A 14,835-nucleotide genomic window follows, 5' to 3' on the forward strand; every position below is an offset into this window, starting at 1 on the left:
CGGGTAACCGAGACGGGTTAACCGATTAGCGTTGCCGGGCGACGATCACCGGCGTGCACACGGTTCGCAGCACCGTTGTGCAGACCGACCCGAGCACCATGCCGGCAAAACCACTGCGCCCGGGGCTGCCCACGACGACGAGTTGGGCTGATCCGGCGTGCTCGAGCAGGCGCTCCGCGGGCCGGTTGACAACGACCATGCGCTGGACGGTCACGTCCGGGTAGCGTTCCTGCCAGCCGGCCAACCGCTCGGCCAGCGTTTTCTCGGCGGCCGATTGCAGGGCCGACCACGAGCGCCTGGTCAACCCGGTCCACTCCCGATTCGCCAGGGCCGGAACCTCGGCGTCGGTCCAGGCGTACAGGGCGATCAGCTCGGCACCCCGCCGGGAAGCCTCGTCGAATGCGAGGGCGGTGGCCGGCTCCGAGGCCGGCGAACCGTGGATGCCGACGAGCACCGGCCCCTGCAGCGGCAGTGACGCCTCGCTGTGGATCACCGCGACCGGGCAGTGGGCGTAATGCACCAGCCCCGGGAGAACGGATCCGAAGGGCAGGCGTCTTACGGCCCGCTGGCCGCGGCAACCCGCGACAATCAGGTCGGCTTTCCGGGACAAGTCGACAAGCGCGGGAACCGGCGCCCCGGAGATCAGCTCACTGTTGATCGGCGGGCGGGTGTGCTCGTCGGTCATATCCTCGACGAACCGAACCGCCTCTTCCAGAACCCGGTGTGCCTGCAGTTTCGGCTGCGGGGAGGCGGCCACGTACACCAGGGTCAGCGCCGTGTTGCGCAGCACCGCCTCGCGGGCGCCCCAGCGCAGCGCGGCATGTGAATGCGCGGCGCCGTCGATACCGACGACGATTCCCGGCTGCGCTACCGCGCTGGACATCGTGGCGCCTCGTCCCTGCACAATCCGCTCCGCAGCTTCGACGGTACACCGCGCCGGTGCCGGTCCACAGGGGTAGCGGCGCACCAAACGGCGACCGCGGTGCCGGCTAACGCTGCCGGGCGACGATCACCGGTGTGCGGGCCGCGTGCACCACCGCCGTGCTGACCGATCCGAGCAGCATGCCGGCAAAGCCGCCGCGCCCGTGGCTGCCCACGATCACCAGCTGGGCCGACTCAGCGCGCTCGAGCAGGTGCTGTGCCGGCCGGTTGGGGACCACCACCCGGTGGACGGTGACGTCGGGGTAGCGGTCCCGCCAGCCGGCCAACCGTTCGGCCAGGGTTTCCTCGGCCTCCGATTGCAGCGCCGACCACGATGTTCGGGTCAACCCCGTCCATTCCCGGTGTGTCATGTCGGGCACCTCGGCGTCAGTCCAGGCGTACAGGGCGACCAACTCCGCCCCCCGCCACGACGCCTCATCGAAAGCGATGGCGGTAGCCAGCTCCGACACCGGCGACCCGTCGATCCCGACCAGCACCGGTCCGTGCGCCGGCGGAACGACCCCGTCGCGAATCACCGCCACCGGGCAGTGGGCGTGATGCACCAGCCCGGTACTCACCGAACCCAGCAGCACGCGTTTCACCGCACCCTGGCCGCGACTGCCCACAACGACCATGTCGGCTTTCGTGGACACGTCGACGAGCGCGGGAACCGGCGGCTCGGAGATCAGCTCGCTTTTGATGCGTAGGCGGCTGCGGTCGCCGGCCATCTCCTCGACGACCTGGACCGCGTCGGCGAGCACCTGCCGTGCCCTGCCTTCCAGCTGTTGCAGGACCTCAGCCGGGACGACGCCTCCCGGCCACTGCGTCAGTATCGGCGAGCCGGCCGGGATCGGGGCCGCGGCGTACACCAGTGTCAGGGCCGCGTTGCGTATCGTCGCCTCCTGGACGGCCCAGCGCAGGGCGGCGTGCGAATGCGCGGAGCCGTCGATACCGACGACAATTCCCGGCTGCGCGAGTGCAGTGGGCATCGTGTTGCCTCGTTTCGGGAAAAAAGTCAGTGACACCCTGGGTCGACAGTAGCGCCCCGAGAAGCTTGCCGAGGTGTGCTCACAGGCAGTGGTTTTAGGCAGTTGTCACCAGCCGGGTTTTCCCGCGACCCGGCCGGTGAACTCAGCCCGGGTAGCGCCGCGGGGTGAACACCCGGTCACCGGAATCCGAAGAGTACCACTGTGTTTGCGACGATCCGATGATCAGCAGGCAGCGCATGTCGACGTCGGCGGGATCCAAATCGGCCAGCCGCACCACGCGGACTTGCTCACCTGGCCCGGACACATCGCGGCCGATCACCACCGGAGTACCTGGATCGCGATGCGCCAGCAACAGATCCCGCATGGCGGCCACCTGCCACGTTCGTGTCGTGGACGCCGGGTTGTAGATCGCCAGCACCAGGTCAGCAGCGGCTGCGGCGGACAGCCGCGCGGCGATCACCCGCCACGGTTTGAGCCGGTCAGACAACGAGATCACCGCATAGTCGTGGCCCAGCGGGGCGCCGACCCGGCTGGCCACCGCCTGCGCTGCGGTCATCGCGGGCACGACCCGCACTCGCACGCCCGGCCACTGTTTGGCCTCTTCGAGCACCGCGGTGGCCATCGCAAAAACCCCCGGATCACCCGAGGACACCACCGCGACCGCGCGTCCCTGCTCAGCCAGTTCGCAGGCCAGCCGGGCGCGCGCGGTTTCGTCGGTGTTGTCGGAGGGGTGGCGGCGCTGAGCGTCGCGCACCGGCACGCGATCCAGGTACCGCCGGTAGCCGATCAGATCGGTGGCCGCGGCGAGCTCGCGGCGACACTGCGGGGTCATCCAGTCGGCCCCGCCGGGCCCCAGCCCCACCACCGCGACGCCGCCCGCCGGTTCGGCCCGGTGTCCCCCCGGCAGCAGCGCCAGCGAGAAGTAGGGCACGCTGGTCGCGTCGACCTCCGCGGCCGGCGACACCCGCTGCCCGGGTGTACTGGCCCGCTCCACATAGACCGCCTCGCCGAGACGGCCGGCCAGTGAAAGCGCTTCCCGCACCGCTGGATAAGAGCGACCCAGCTTCAACACGACGGCGGCGTCCGTGTCGGCAAGCCGGTGGGTCAGCTCGGCGAGGCTCAATGTGCCCGGCAGCACCGACAGCACCTGGTCGCCGGCCACCAGCGGAGTGGCGATGGCCGCCGCTGCCGCGCTGACCGAGGTCACGCCCGGCACGATGACCGCGTTGAACCGCTGGGTCAGTCGCGTGTGTAGGTGCATATAGGAGCTGTAGAACAACGGATCGCCCTCGGCGAGCAGCGCCACGTCGCGCCCGGCGTCCAGATGCGCCGCGATCCGCTCAGTGGCTTCGGCGTAAAAATCCTGGAGTGCGCCGGCATAGCCGCCCGGATGGTCCGTCGCCTCGGTGGTGACCGGATAAATGAGGTGCTCCTCGATGTGGCCGGGCCGCAAATACGGTGCAGCGATAGCACGCGCGATGCTGCGGCCGTGGCGGGCGCTGTGGTAGGCGACCACATCGGCGTCGCCGATCACCCGGGCGGCTTTGACCGTCACCAATTCGGGGTCGCCCGGCCCCAGCCCTACCCCGAAAAGCGTTCCCCGCTTAGTCATGTGCACCGGCCGCGATCGCGTTGACGGCCGCGGCGGCCAGCGCGCTTCCGCCGCGGCGTCCCCGCACAACAAGATAGGCCATACCGCGCGGGCGGTCGATGAGCTCCTGCTTGGCTTGGGCGGAGCCGACGAAGCCCACCGGGCCGCCGAGCACAGCGGCCGGCGCCGGGACCCCATCGTCGAGCAGCTCGAGCAGCCGGAACAGGGCCGTGGGCGCGTTGCCAATCGCCAGCACCGCGCCGCCCAGCCGGTCGGCCCACAGCTCGACACCGGCCGCCGATCGGGTGGTGTGCTGCCGGTCGGCGAGCTCAGCAGCCCGCGAGTCGGCCACCAGTGACACCACTTCATTGCCGGCCGGCAGCCGCCTTCTGGTGATGCCGGCGGCCACCATCGACGAGTCGCACACCACCGGGGCGCCGCCGCGCAGCGCGGCGCCGGCGCGGGTGACAACATCGTCGGTGTAGGCGATGTGCTCGGTGAGGTCGACCTGGCCGCAGGTGTGGATCAACCGCACCACGACATCTGCCACATCGGGGGGGAAACCCGTCAAATCCGCTTCGGCGCGGATGGTCGCGAATGATCGCCGGTAGATCTCCGCGGCATCGCGAATGTAGTCGAGCACCCGATCACCCTACGGCTTAACCTGCGGGTGACCACCGGCTGTGCCGGACGTCGCCGCGCCGGGGAGCGCCGCGTCCCGCAGCAGTCGGTATCCCTCTGCGGTGGCCACCAGAACCTGGCCCACGGGCGGGCTGCCGCATGCCCGCGCGCAGCCGACGAAGTGCCGGTGGCCGGTGCTGTCAGCAGTGCGGGCGGCTGCGGCGGCGTCCGCGCGCACATCGGCAGCAGAGTGGGCGCAGCCCGGGCTTCCGGTGCATGCGCTCACCCTCAGCCAGGCAGACGTCTCATCGAAAACCAAGCCTGCCGCGTCCAACACCCGCAGTGCTGCGCCGGCGCGGCTCTCGTCCAGGTCGCACAGCAGCACCGACCGCCACGGTGTCACCACCAGCGGCGCGTCGAAGGTGGCCAGGGATTGGGCGACCGTTGACCGCAGAATACCCAGCGGCACCGCGGCGCCCAGGGCGATGCGGCCGTCGTCCTGGTGTAACAGCCCCAGCGGTGGTGTCGTGACCGGACGAAACGGGGTCGCCCCCGGCTCAACACCGGGCAGCAGAGCGGACAGGTCATCCAGTTCGCTTATACGCCAAGCGTTTTCCCGAACCTCAAGGAATCTGACGGCTAATTCGACCAATGTCGGCACCACCTCAGTGGCGCTGAGCCGCAGGCCGGTATCACGGCCGGCGACCAGTAACGCGACCGCGTCGTCGAGAAGATGAACACCCAGGTCAGCGCCCAGGCCGGCGACGTCGGCGCGACCGTCGTCGATACTGAACCAGAACCGGCCCGGCAGTGCCGCAAGCCTGGGTTCGGCCCGGATCGCCGCGTCCAGCTCGCGGACCCAGCCGCGGACGTCAGCGCGCCCGCCGACCCGGCCGGAAAGCGGCGAGGCGACGATGTTGCGGACCCGCTCGTGGGTTGCCGACGGCAACAGACCGGCCCGGTCGATGGCATGGGCGACCGCGGCGGTGTCATCGACTCTGCGTATTTGGAGATTGCCGCGAGCGGTCAGCTCCAGTGTCGCCGCGCCGAACCGGTCTGCCACCCTGGCCAGCACCGCCAACTGTGCGGCGGTCAACACCCCACCGGGCAGCCGGATCCGCACCAGCGCGCCATCGGCGGCCTGATGGACGCGCAAGGCGCCGGGGCACCCGTCGCGGACGCGGGTTCTGCTCACCCGTTAACCGTACGGCCCGGACATCGCCCAGCGACACACACCGGCCCTGCGGCGTAGGGTGCTCAGTGTGACTAACGACGTTGGTGGGCCGCTGAACTCGGCGTTCACTGCATCGCGTGGCGGTGGTTTCGTCGCGATCTGAGGGCGGCGCCGATGGCTGAGAGCTTGATGGCATGGAGGGACGGTGCGTTGGTCACCGTCGATCAGCGTGCGCTGCCGCACCAGCTGCGCTGGTTGCGGATCACGACGGTCGACGAGCTCATCGACGCGATCACCTCGCTGGCGATCCGGGGCGCTCCGGCGCTGGGGGTGTCGGGGGCGTTCGGGGTGGCACTGGCGGCGTTGGCGCACGCCGGTGATACGGAGAAGGTGCAGCTGGAGGCCGCGCGTATCGCATCGGCGCGGCCGACCGCGGCCAACCTGAACTGGGGGGTACAGCGCGCAGTGGCCAAACTGCCGCAGGGCGCCCAGGCGGTGCTGGACGAGGCCCTCGAGATGCTGGCCGAAGCTGGCCGTGTCGACCGGGCCGCCGCCAGCCATGCGGCGGACCTGGTGCTGCGGTTATGCCGGCGGCGGCCGTTGCGGGTCCTCACCCACTGCAACACCGGGCGGCTAGCCACCGCGGGTTTCGGCACGGCGCTGGGGGCGCTGCAGGTGTTGCATGCGCGGGCCGCGATCGGCGAAGTGCTGGTCGCCGAGACACGCCCGTTGTTGCAGGGAGCCCGGTTGACGACGTGGGAGCTGCGTGAGGCCGGTATCCCGCACCGGCTGACCATCGACTCCGCTGCGGCATGGGCAATGGCGGACGGACAGGTGGACTGCGTGATCGTCGGAGCGGACCGTATCAGCGCCGACGGGTCGGTCGCCAACAAGATCGGCACCTACGGCCTGGCCCTGGCGGCCCATCATCACCGTATCCCGTTTATCGTCGTCGCCCCCGAATCCACGCGGGATCTGGCCACCACGCACGGCCGGGATATCGTTGTCGAGCAGCGCGCCGCGGCCGAAATCACCCAGCTGGGCGGTGTGGCCACCGCGCCGGCAGACACCGCGGTATTCAACCCCGCCTTCGACGTCACCCCGCCGGAACTGGTGACCGCAGTCGTCACCGAAAACGGTGTGGTCGGCGCAGCCAACCACAGTGTGGCAGGCGAGATTCCGCAGATCGCCCGCGAACTGTACGCGCGCGGCTGGATGCCGGGCAGCGCCGGCAACATCTCGGTCCGCACCGGCCAGACCGCACTGATCACCGGCAGCGGACTGTCCAAAGGCGAGCTCACCACCCGAGATCTCGTGACGGTGACTGTCGCCGACTCCCAACAGCTTTCAGGTGCGGTACCGCCCTCAGCGGAGACCCCGGTGCACACCGCGATCTACCGCGCCACCGATGCGCAGGCAGTCGTGCATGTGCATCCGCCGCATGCCACCACCCAGTCGATCGACGCCCCCGCGGTGTTGCGGTTCAGCGGTTATGAGCTCATCAAGGGCCTTGCGGCAAACGAAACCGTCGCCGTCCCGGTGTTCACCAACCACGCTGAGATCGGCCGCATCGGCGCTGATATCGAGCGCTACCTGATCGGGCACCCCGACACGCCGCCGGTGCTGTTCATCGCCGGGCACGGCATCACGGCCTGGGGTGCCAGCCTGGCCCAGGCCCGCGACCGCGCGGAATGCCTGGAGGCCATCTGCGAACTGGTCACCTTGACCGGTCGTCGCGAGATCAGCACCCACCCGAAGAACAGCAGGAGGCATTGAGATGACCCTGCTTCAGGTGATGGCCGACGGCGCAGCCGCCGATGTGCGGCTGCGCACCGACAACCCGGCCGAGATCGAGACCGAATTAGCCGGCCGCGGAATCAGGTTCGACCGCTGGCCCGCGCAGCCGGGACGCACCGCAACAGCGTCCGCCGCCGAGATCCTGGACGCCTACGGCGACCGGATCAGCGCACTCAATGCCGGCGGACGCTACCGGGTCATCGACGTGGCCCGGCTGCATCCCGACGACCAAGACCCGGGCTGGGCGGCCACCGCCAAGGCCGCCCGGGACACGTTCCGTTCCGAGCACCGTCACGCCGAGGACGAAGTGCGGTTCTTCGCCGCCGGGCGGGGCTGCTTCTACCTGCACCTGCCCGGGGAGGTCGTCGCGGTGGTGTGTGAAGAGGGTGACCTGCTGTCGGTGCCGGCCGCCACACGGCACTGGTTCGATATGGGTGAGCGCCCCGATTTCGTGGCGATCCGGTTTTTTGAACAGCAGGGCGGCTGGATCGGCGACTTCACCGGCGACCCTATCGCCACACGGTTTCCGACGCTCGATGAGCTTGTCGCGGCATGATCACCGCGATCGTCCTCGACATCGAAGGCACCACCAGCCCGACCCGCTCGGTGCGCGAGAACCTCTACGGCTACACCAAAGCCCGCCTCGGCCGGTGGCTGGCCGATAACCGCTGCGGCCCAGCCGATTCGGTGATAGCTGCCACCCGCGAACTGGCCGGACGACCCGAAGCCGACGCAACCGAGGTAACGGAAATCCTTTGCCGCTGGCTTGATTCGGATGTCAAGGCCGAACCGTTGAAGACCGCGCAGGGTTTGATCTGCGCGGAGGGTTTCCGCAGCGGCGACCTGCGTGGGGAATTCTTCGACGACGTACCGCCGGCGCTGTCCTCCTGGCATGACGCCGGCATAAGACTCTACGTGTACTCATCGGGTTCGGCTCGCAATCAACAGGATTGGTTTGCGCATGCCCGGGGTGGTGAGCTGGCGTCGTTGATCAGCGGCTGGTTCGACCTGACCACAGCCGGACCCAAGCGGGACGTGTCCTCCTACCGCAGGATCGCCGGGAGCATCGGACTGTCCGGGCAGCAGATCCTGCTGCTCTCCGATCACGCCGACGAACTCGACGCCGCAGCGGCCGCGGGCTGGTCGGTGCTCGGCGTGACCCGCCCGGGCGAACCTCACCCGCCGCGGCCCCCGCACCGCTGGGTCACCACCTTCGCCGAGGTCGACGTGCTGTCGGCGCTGGGTGAGCACCGACCCGGTGCCGGCGGGTGTCGCTGATCCGGCGCTGGTGCGGTACGAATGACGGGTGCCCGACCCGACCGTGCTGTTGCTGTCAACATCTGACACCGATTTGATCACCGCCCGCGCGAGCGGCGCCACCTACCGGTGGGCCAACCCGGCACGACTGGCTGACCCCGCCACTGATACGGAGCTGTCCCGCCTGCTGGACGGCGCCGACGTCGTCGTGGTGCGGATCCTCGGCGGGTACCGGGCTTGGCAGCACGGCATCGACACGGTACTGGCCAGCGGTCTTCCCACCATCCTGGTCAGCGGTGAACAAGCCCCGGACGCCGATCTGACCCAGCGGTCCACCGTCGCGGCCGGCATCGCGTTGCAGGCCCACGTCTATCTGGCCCACGGCGGCGTGGAAAACCTGCGCCAGTTGTACGCCTTCGTGTGCGACACCGTGCTGATGACCGGCATGGGGTTCAGCCCGCCGGCGCGCACCCCGAGCTGGGGGCTGCTGCAGCGTCCCCGGGCAGATGTCGACGGCCCGACTATCGCGGTGCTCTACTACCGCGCCCAGCAACTCGCCGGCAACACCGGCTACGTTGAGGCGCTGTGCCGGGCCATCGAATCCGCCGGGGGCCGCGCGCTGCCGGTGTACTGCGCGTCGCTGCGCACCGCCGAACCCGACATGCTGCAGATGCTCGCTCAGGCTGACGCGATGGTCGTCACCGTGCTGGCCGCCGGGGGAGTCCGGCCCGCGACAGCGTCGGCCGGAGGCGACGACGACTCGTGGAACGTCGAAGATCTCGCGGCGCTGGATATTCCGATCCTGCAAGGATTGTGCCTGACCACCCCGCGGCAGCAATGGCACACCAGCGACGACGGGCTCAGCCCGCTCGATGTGGCCAGTCAGGTGGCGGTGCCGGAGTTCGACGGGCGCATCATCACAGTTCCTTTCTCGTTCAAAGAGATCGACGATGAAGGATTGATTTCCTACGTCGCCGACCCGGAACGCTGCGCGCGGGTCGCCGGCCTGGCGGTACGCCACGCGCAGCTGCGCCGGATCCCGAATCCGGAAAAACGGGTGGCGCTCGTGTTCTCCGCGTACCCGACCAAGCACGCCCGCATCGGTAACGCGGTGGGCCTGGACACCCCGGCCAGCGCCGTGCGGCTGTTGCAGGCCATGCGGGAGCACGGATATCAGGTCGGCGACATCCCCGGTGTCGACGCGCAAGACGGTGACGCGCTGGTGCACGCCCTGATCAAGCATGGTGGTCAGGATCCCGACTGGCTCACTGAGGCACAGCTGGCAGATAACCCCATCCGGGTGCGCGCCAGCGACTATCGCGCCTGGTTCGCTACCTTGCCCGCTGATTTCGCCGCGGCAGTACAGGAGCATTGGGGGCCGCCGCCGGGGGAGCTGTTCGTCGACCGCAGCCGCGACCCCGACGGTGAAATCGTGATCGCGGCAATGCAAGCCGGCAATGTGGTGGTGATGATCCAGCCGCCGCGTGGGTTCGGCGACAACCCGGTGGCGATCTACCACGATCCGGACCTGCCGCCCAGTCACCACTACCTGGCGGCGTACCGCTGGCTGGGCACCGGTTTCCCCAACAGTTTCCAGGCCCACGCCATCGTGCACCTGGGCAAACACGGCAACCTGGAGTGGCTGCCGGGAAAGACGCTGGGGCTTTCGGCGGGTTGCGCGCCCGACGCCGCACTGGGCGATGTGCCGCTGGTGTACCCGTTTCTGGTCAACGATCCCGGGGAGGGCACTCAGGCCAAACGGCGAGCGCACGCCGTACTGGTCGACCATCTCATCCCGCCGATGGCGCGCGCCGAAACGTACGGCGACATAGCCCGTTTGGAGCAGCTGCTCGATGAACACGCGGCCATCGCCGTGCTGGATCCCGCGAAGCTGCCTGCAGTGCGCCAGGAGATCTGGACACTGATCCGGGCCGCCAGAATGGACCATGACCTCAACCTGGCCGGTCGGCCGGAAGATGACACGTTCGACGAGATGCTGCTGCACATCGACGGCTGGTTGTGTGAGATCAAAGACGTTCAGATCCGCGACGGGCTGCACATTCTTGGTCAAAAGCCAACAGGACAAGCCGAACTCGACCTGGTGCTGGCGATCCTGCGGGCCCGCCAGCTCTTCGGCGGTGCCACGTCCCTGCCCGGCCTGCGCCAGGCGCTGGGCCTGGCCGAGGACGGCAGCGATGAGCGCACCTCGGTCGACCGCGTTGAGGCACAGGCTCGGGAGCTGCTCACAGCTCTGCAGCAAAGGGCCTGGGACGCAGACGCTGTCGAACAGCTCACCGACGATCCCGCAGTTGCGGCGGTACTGCGGTTCGCCGCCACCCAGGTGGTCCCGCGGCTGGCGGGCACATCCACCGAGATCGAGCAGGTCCTTCGCGCGCTGGACGGGCGCTTCATCGCTGCCGGCCCGTCGGGCTCGCCGCTGCGCGGTCTGGTCAACGTTTTGCCCACCGGGCGCAACTTCTACTCCATCGACCCCAAAGCCGTGCCATCGCGGCTGGCTTGGGAAACCGGTGTAGCACTTGCGGAGTCGCTGCTGGCGCGGTACCGCAGCGACTACGGGCACTGGCCCCGTTCAGTCGGGCTTTCGGTTTGGGGAACCTCCGCGATGCGGACTGCCGGCGATGACGTCGCCGAAGTGCTTGCACTGCTGGGTGTTCGGCCAATCTGGGATGACGCCTCGCGCCGGGTCCTCGATCTCACGCCGATACCGCTGGAAGAGCTGGGCCGGCCCCGTATCGACGTCACGGTGCGCGTTTCCGGGTTCTTCCGCGACGCGTTTCCGCACGTCATCACGCTGCTCGACGACGCCGTGCAACTGGTCGCGGGCCTCGACGAACCCGAGCACGACAATTACGTGCGCGCCCACGCCCAGGCCGATCTGACGGAACATGGCGATCAACGCCGGTCCACTATAAGGATTTTCGGGTCCAAGCCGGGCACATATGGTGCCGGGTTGCTGCAGCTGATCGACAGCCGCAACTGGCGCGACGATACCGACCTCGCCCAGGTCTACACGGCTTGGGGCGGCTACGCCTATGGCCGTGGTCTCGACGGCCGGGAGGCCGGCGCGGATATGAACCGCCAATATCGCCGCATCGCGGTGGCGGCGAAGAACACCGACACCCGCGAGCATGACATCGCCGACTCCGACGATTACTTCCAATACCATGGCGGGATGGTGGCTACGGTGCGCGCGCTGACCGGACAGGCGCCGGCCGCCTATATCGGCGACAACACCCGGCCCGATGCGGTGCGCACCCGCACACTCTCGGAGGAAACCACACGTGTCTTCCGTGCCCGGGTGGTCAACCCCCGCTGGATCGCGGCCATGCGCAGGCACGGTTACAAGGGTGCTTTCGAGATGGCGGCTACCGTCGACTACTTGTTCGGGTACGACGCCACGGCACACGTGATGGCCGACTGGATGTACGAGCAGCTCGCTGAGCATTACGTACTGGACGCGCAGAACCGCAAATTCCTGGCCGAGTCCAACCCGTGGGCACTGCACGGGATGGCTGAGCGGTTGCTGGAAGCCGTCAGCCGGGGCATGTGGGCCAACCCGCCGGGCGAAACAGTGGACGGCCTGCGCCAGGTGTTGCTGCATACCGAGGGCGAGCTGGAAGGGTGAGCTGGCGCGCACCAGCCAGCGGGTCCCCCGGGGTCGCGGGGATACCGTCGACCAGCGCCGCAAACCGCCATGCGGGTACGGCCGACGGGGGTGCGGATGCTCCGACGGTTGGCGGAGCACGGTCTCGGGTACTTCACATGTGCAGTGCCCTGTTGGGTAGCGTCGGTCACCCGTTACCGGCGACGAGGTAGTTTCGCGTGAGGTGGTTTCCCGCCATGGGTAAAGCGGTTAGCGTCGAGAATCAAACTGCGGCAACACATTCCGCGGCGAAATTGCCGCCGGGTCCGCCGCGGATCGTTCCCGGGCCAGTGCAGGGTATCGCGTTCTTCGCTGCCCGGCGGTGGGTCACTCGGCAGCTGGCACGACGATACGGCAGCGCGTTCCGGCTGACCGTGCCGGTATTCGGTCGCCTGGTCGTCGTGGTCGATCCGCAGCTGGCCAAGCAGGTTTTCGCCGCCGGCCCCGAGGATCTCGGCAGTATCAAACCCAATCTCAGCCGGCTACTGGGGCCGGGTTCGGTGTTCGGACTTGACGGCGCCGATCACCGCAGGCGGCGGCGATTTCTGGCTGAGCCCTTTCACGCCAAGAACATGAAAAACTACCAGGACATCGTCGAAGAAGAGACGCTTCGCGAAGTGGCTAGCTGGCCGGAGGGCACGCCGTTTCCGACACTGCCCTCGATGAAGCGGATCACCCTCAACGTCATCCTGCGCGCGGTTTTCGGCGCGCAGGGCGCCGATCTCGACGAACTGCGGCAGGTGATCCCGCAGTGGGCCAAGTGGGCGTCCCGGCTGGCGACGTTGCCGAAACCGGCGCGAAACTACGGGCGTTTCACGCCGTGGGGCCGGCTGGCGGAATGGCGGCGCAAGTACGACACGATCGTCGACAGACTGATCGACACGGCACAGGCCGATCCGCACCTGGCGGATCGGTCCGACATCCTCGCGCTGATGCTGCGCAGTTGCTACGACGACGGTTCAGCCATGTCGCGCGAGGATATCCACGACGACCTGCTAACACTGCTCGTCGCGGGCCACGAAACGACCGCCACCACGCTGGGCTGGGTATTCGAACGCCTGAGCCGCCACCCCGAAGTGCTGTCCGCCCTGGTGGCCGAATGCGAGACCGCCGACAACGAGCTACGCCATGCGGCGATCTACGAGGTGCAGCGCACCAGGCCGGTCATCGATTTCTCCGGCCGCCGGGTCACCGCCCCGGGGTTTGAGCTCGGCGACTGGGTCATTCCCCGGGGTTACTCGATCGTCGTCAGCATCTCGGCCTGCCACACCAACCCCGACGAGTTTCCCGACCCTGACCGCTTCGATCCGCGCCGCTACATCGACGGCAAACCGTCCACCTTCGCCTGGATCCCCTTCGGCGGCGGGGCGCGGCGTTGCGCGGGCGCTGCCTTCGCCAAGATGGAAATGAACGTCGTGCTACGAACCGTGTTGCGGCACTTCACTATCGAAACCACAACAGCTCCAGGCGAGAAGTGGCGAACCGGCGGCCTTGGGTTCATGCCCAAAAACGGTGGGCGGGTCGTGGTGCATCGGCTCGTGACGGACCGCCCCGTTGCCGCCTGATGCCACTGTCACGGCCGGCGCGAGATTAGATTAGCGCTGTGACTGACAGCTTCACCGATATTGCTCGATCTCGCTACATCTTGTTGACCACGTTCACCAAGGACGGCCGACCCAAGCCGACCCCCGTCTGGGCCGCCCTCGACGGCGACCGGCTGCTGGTCATCACGGGCGAAAAGTCCTGGAAGGTGAAGCGGATCCGCAACTCGCCCCGCGTCACGCTGGCCGCCTGCGATATGCGTGGCCGCCCGCGGTCCGCCGCGGTTGAAGCCACAGCGACCATCTTGGACAAGTCATACAACGGGGCCGTCTACGACGCCATCGGTAAGCGGTACGGCCTGATCGGTCGGCTCTTTAACCTGTTCAGCAAGCTGCGGGGCGGCATGGACAACAATGTGGGGCTTGAGCTGAGGCCAGCGCACTGAGGGGCCGGCGGCTCGGCGCTGGCGGGGCATCGCCCGCAGCTAGGGCGGCGCATCAGTGCGCAGATGTTCGGCGAAGAACGCGAATACGCGACTCCACGCGTCCTCGGAAGCGATCTCGTTATAGCCGAATCCGGTGATTCGCAGCAGCGGTTGACCGGGGAGTTTGTTGGCGAAGCTGTGCCCCGCGTGCGGATAAACCTTGATATCGGCGGTGATGTGCTTCTCCAGGGCAGCTTGCCGCAGTTTGGTGGCTGCGCCGATGCCCAACGGGTCACGGGCGCCGAAGCTGGCCACGATCGGGCAGGCCCCGTCGAGTAGCGCGCTGAGGTTGCGGGGCAACGGTGTGCCGTAGAACGGCGCAGACGCGCCGAAACCCTTTGGCGACAGCACTAAAGCAAACCGGCCACCCATGCAGAAACCGACGATGCCGACACGGCCGGTGCATTCCGCCATCGACTGCAGGTGATCACGTGCCGCCATGATGTCATCAACAGCGCGGCCCCGTCTGGTCAGCAGATCCCGAAAGACTGCTGTGACGCAGCGCGCCCATCCTCCCCGCGCGAACAGGTTCGGGGTGAGCGCCACATATCCCGCCGCGGCGATGTGATCGGAGATCCGCTGCTTGTCCCGGCCGTAGCCGATGGCATCGTGCACCACGACCACACCCGGCCACGGGCCCTGCCCTTCAGGGATGCCCAGCACCGCATCGATCGGGCCGGCGGGCGTGTCGATGGTGATTGCTGTCATAATCCACTATCTAAGCCGGGCGTGGGACAGGACCGCAGCCGGGGCCCGGTGATAGTCGTCCGTGCTGATGCGGCCTGAGGGGGTTCG

At 68.3% G+C, this 14,835-nt stretch carries 12 protein-coding genes; 6 read left to right on the forward strand and 6 right to left on the reverse strand.

Annotation, left to right across the window (positions count from 1 at the left end; translation table 11 throughout):
• Positions 1–25: 25 nt before the first annotated feature.
• The 5 genes from G6N08_RS15560 to cobG all read right to left on the reverse strand — a co-directional run bounded on the left by G6N08_RS15560 (position 26) and on the right by cobG (position 5,317).
• Positions 26–883 (reverse strand): universal stress protein, encoded by an 858-nt coding sequence (locus G6N08_RS15560; RefSeq protein ID WP_163758733.1) that lies wholly within the window; start codon positions 881–883, stop codon positions 26–28.
• A gap of 106 nt (positions 884–989) precedes the next feature.
• Complete coding sequence (locus G6N08_RS15565; protein WP_163758735.1) at positions 990–1,910, reverse strand: universal stress protein; 921 nt, start codon at positions 1,908–1,910, stop codon at positions 990–992.
• Positions 1,911–2,052: 142 nt separating this feature from the next.
• The gene (locus tag G6N08_RS15570; protein WP_163758738.1) at positions 2,053–3,522 is read right to left on the reverse strand and encodes a precorrin-2 C(20)-methyltransferase; all 1,470 of its coding nucleotides are present in this window, start codon (positions 3,520–3,522) and stop codon (positions 2,053–2,055) included.
• Positions 3,515–4,144: a precorrin-8X methylmutase gene (locus G6N08_RS15575; protein ID WP_163758740.1), complete on the reverse strand. Its 630-nt coding sequence runs from the start codon at positions 4,142–4,144 to the stop codon at positions 3,515–3,517. The genes G6N08_RS15570 and G6N08_RS15575 overlap by 8 nt, the downstream gene beginning before the upstream one ends.
• A gap of 9 nt (positions 4,145–4,153) precedes the next feature.
• Complete coding sequence (gene cobG / locus G6N08_RS15580; protein ID WP_163758741.1) at positions 4,154–5,317, reverse strand: precorrin-3B synthase; 1,164 nt, start codon at positions 5,315–5,317, stop codon at positions 4,154–4,156.
• A 153-nt stretch (positions 5,318–5,470) separates the two neighbouring features.
• On the opposite strand from cobG, the gene mtnA reads away from it, so the two are divergent.
• The 6 genes from mtnA to G6N08_RS15610 all read left to right on the forward strand — a co-directional run bounded on the left by mtnA (position 5,471) and on the right by G6N08_RS15610 (position 14,001).
• A complete protein-coding gene (gene mtnA / locus G6N08_RS15585) occupies positions 5,471–7,072 on the forward strand; it encodes an S-methyl-5-thioribose-1-phosphate isomerase (protein ID WP_163758743.1) in 1,602 nt (533 codons plus the stop codon).
• Between the two features lies 1 nt (position 7,073).
• Complete coding sequence (locus tag G6N08_RS15590) at positions 7,074–7,649, forward strand: 1,2-dihydroxy-3-keto-5-methylthiopentene dioxygenase (RefSeq protein WP_163758745.1); 576 nt, start codon at positions 7,074–7,076, stop codon at positions 7,647–7,649.
• On the forward strand, positions 7,646–8,371 hold the full coding sequence (gene mtnC, locus G6N08_RS15595; RefSeq protein ID WP_163758747.1) for an acireductone synthase: 726 nt from the start codon (positions 7,646–7,648) through the stop codon (positions 8,369–8,371). Before G6N08_RS15590 ends, mtnC begins: the two co-directional genes overlap by 4 nt.
• Before the next feature lie 28 nt (positions 8,372–8,399).
• Positions 8,400–11,996, forward strand: a complete 3,597-nt coding sequence (cobN, locus tag G6N08_RS15600; protein ID WP_163758749.1) for a cobaltochelatase subunit CobN — start codon at positions 8,400–8,402, stop codon at positions 11,994–11,996.
• Between the two features lie 215 nt (positions 11,997–12,211).
• On the forward strand, positions 12,212–13,579 hold the full coding sequence (locus G6N08_RS15605; RefSeq protein WP_163758751.1) for a cytochrome P450: 1,368 nt from the start codon (positions 12,212–12,214) through the stop codon (positions 13,577–13,579).
• 38 nt (positions 13,580–13,617) lie between these two features.
• Positions 13,618–14,001 (forward strand): PPOX class F420-dependent oxidoreductase, encoded by a 384-nt coding sequence (locus tag G6N08_RS15610; protein ID WP_163758753.1) that lies wholly within the window; start codon positions 13,618–13,620, stop codon positions 13,999–14,001.
• Positions 14,002–14,040: 39 nt separating this feature from the next.
• On the opposite strand, the gene G6N08_RS15615 is transcribed toward G6N08_RS15610, so the two are convergent.
• Positions 14,041–14,748 carry a dienelactone hydrolase family protein gene (locus G6N08_RS15615; protein ID WP_163758755.1) on the reverse strand — a complete coding sequence of 236 codons (708 nt, stop codon included), beginning with the start codon at positions 14,746–14,748 and terminating at the stop codon, positions 14,041–14,043.
• Positions 14,749–14,835: the final 87 nt, after the last annotated feature.

The sequence above is a fragment of the Mycobacterium botniense genome (assembly GCF_010723305.1).
In the GTDB taxonomy this organism is placed as follows: domain Bacteria; phylum Actinomycetota; class Actinomycetes; order Mycobacteriales; family Mycobacteriaceae; genus Mycobacterium; species Mycobacterium botniense.

Bases quoted from the DNA above. Each gene is read 5' to 3' on its own strand.
- mtnA (WP_163758743.1), top strand. From the start codon at position 5,471: ATGGCTGAGAGCTTGATGGCATGGAGGGACGGTGCGTTGGTCACCGTC.
- G6N08_RS15590 (WP_163758745.1), top strand. From the start codon at position 7,074: ATGACCCTGCTTCAGGTGATGGCCGACGGCGCAGCCGCCGATGTGCGG.
- G6N08_RS15565 (WP_163758735.1), bottom strand. From the start codon at position 1,910: ATGCCCACTGCACTCGCGCAGCCGGGAATTGTCGTCGGTATCGACGGC.
- mtnC (WP_163758747.1), top strand. From the start codon at position 7,646: ATGATCACCGCGATCGTCCTCGACATCGAAGGCACCACCAGCCCGACC.
- G6N08_RS15570 (WP_163758738.1), bottom strand. From the start codon at position 3,522: ATGACTAAGCGGGGAACGCTTTTCGGGGTAGGGCTGGGGCCGGGCGAC.
- G6N08_RS15560 (WP_163758733.1), bottom strand. From the start codon at position 883: ATGTCCAGCGCGGTAGCGCAGCCGGGAATCGTCGTCGGTATCGACGGC.
- G6N08_RS15615 (WP_163758755.1), bottom strand. From the start codon at position 14,748: ATGACAGCAATCACCATCGACACGCCCGCCGGCCCGATCGATGCGGTG.
- G6N08_RS15605 (WP_163758751.1), top strand. From the start codon at position 12,212: ATGGGTAAAGCGGTTAGCGTCGAGAATCAAACTGCGGCAACACATTCC.